The sequence below is a fragment of the Gilliamella sp. G0441 genome (assembly GCF_050589305.1).
Classification (GTDB): domain Bacteria; phylum Pseudomonadota; class Gammaproteobacteria; order Enterobacterales; family Orbaceae; genus Gilliamella.
The window spans coordinates 1-568 of sequence record NZ_JBNRJF010000047.1; the positions used below are offsets into that span (position 1 = coordinate 1).

The window sequence follows — 568 nt, forward strand, 5'->3', positions numbered from 1 at the left end:
CCCGGCATTACGGATGTTATCTGTCGCTTTGAGCGTTAAGTTTTCCTTGCTCAGTATCTTACCGCTATTGCTTACCTGACCGGTGGTACTGACCTGAAGACCGGCTTGACTACCGATTGACCCGGCGTTAGTAATGCGACCTTTTGCCTTAACCGTCATATTCCCCTGACTGACCCATGTACCGGTATTGACGATTTTACCTTCCGTTGTCAGGCTAAAATGACCTTTACTGCTTCCTAATTCACCGGCATTACGAACCCCAACCCCTTTCTCGGTGCCTACCATCTGGATTTTACCGGCATACATCCCGCCCAGTGCTGACACATCCAGTGCCACTTCCGGTTTTGGGCTGTTATCCTCCGCTAACGGGGTGATAGTCTGCGCATTGCGGCTGACTTTATTACGACCGGTCACCACATTTAAATCATTGGCCCATACCGCCGAATTTATTGACACCGAACGGGCAATTAAATCCGTGTAACTTTGTCCGGTGCTGTCGAGCCCTTTACCGGCTACCGAAATATGCCCCTGCTCAACCTGATAACCGGTTAACTCTCCGTTGTCTATT

The 568-nt window shown here is 50.0% G+C and carries 1 protein-coding gene; it reads right to left on the reverse strand.

Features of this window, described 5'->3' with window-relative positions:
- The coding region (locus ACKJXD_RS11960; RefSeq protein ID WP_430876424.1) for a hypothetical protein at nucleotides 1-567 on the reverse strand (567 nt) is incomplete at its 3' end.
- Between the last annotated feature and the right edge of the window lies 1 nt (nucleotide 568).